Here is a 1,115-nt window from a genome sequence, read left to right on the forward strand (position 1 = left end):
CAGGAAACCCCAGATTGGGTACGAAGAAAAACGGATAATGTAAGTTCTTTAAAAAAACTGCCCGTCAGGACAGTCTGATGTTGATAAATGAAACGTCCAAGGCTGGCATGATCAGGTGTCACGCCATTGCTGACAAAAATACATCCCAAATCTAAACGCGCCAGATTTTCAAGTGCTCTGAGCGAACTATGCCCTTTCATGATCCCATAAAGCAAAATTCCCATCATTGAACGAGGAGAATACGGCGCTCTACCTGTTGAAGAATAACAGCGTTCGAAAGGTACCCAGTCTTGTTCATCCAAAATCTCTGTGACAATAAATGCCCTACGTTCACCAATTTGCTTGAGATAATCGCAAAGGGAAACAGAACCCTCCAAGATAGGTAGATTTTGCGCTTTGACAAACTTACGTTTGGTGTGAGATGGCGATTCCAGTTTGCGAGTAAATACGGTCATAAAAGATCTGCGTTTAAAACGAATAAAGCAAATTTTAATCGATAACATGAGCTTTTGCGACAGCCTCTTAGGGGGCGGGAGCGCAGAAATACGCTCTTGCTACCCGACGCACAGTGGTTCGCAGCGTGTTTTGAGCGTGCAATGGGCTATAACGTCCAGTTCCCCGTTCCCCTCAGTGAGCCAGAGGTTAAAGCGATTGCCAAGAGTGTCGCCAAATGGACTCATAGGCGCTTCACAGAGAAAGCCTTTGCTGAGTATGTCGCTAGGACGCATTCGCCAGAGATTCAGGCCATACGCGGCGCTAGAGGGGGGCTTATGAGCAAGGGCGGCGGTAGGCCAATTATTGCAACGTCAATTGAACAGTTGAAGCCTTGGGAGACACTAGGTATTAGTCGCCGTACATATTACTACCATAAGAAGAAAGGTTTCCTGTGAATTGCACTAAAACAAGCCTATATCAGATAACAGCCCGTAGGGGTGGTTTTGCCCTTGGTTAGGTGGAACGCTGTAAAGCCAAGCCAGCTCTGGGCTTGAGTTACCGTCTTGAAAGTCAACCTTAAACACTAAAAATAACCCATGGTTATATTCCGCTTCCTCGTCCGTTCGCTTGCTCTCGGACTCCGGTGAGCGGATAGAGTTAGCTTAGAGGAGGTTTTGTCG

General features: G+C 46.7%; 1 protein-coding gene. It reads right to left on the reverse strand.

What is annotated here, in order from left to right; translation table 11 throughout:
- Window positions 1-503: transposase (locus tag CBG25_RS18925; RefSeq protein WP_290605026.1), on the reverse strand; the 503-nt coding region annotated here is incomplete at its 3' end.
- Window positions 504-1,115: the final 612 nt, after the last annotated feature.

This window comes from Arsenophonus sp. ENCA, from assembly GCF_002287155.1.
GTDB classification, from domain to species: Bacteria; Pseudomonadota; Gammaproteobacteria; order Enterobacterales; family Enterobacteriaceae; genus Arsenophonus; species Arsenophonus nilaparvatae.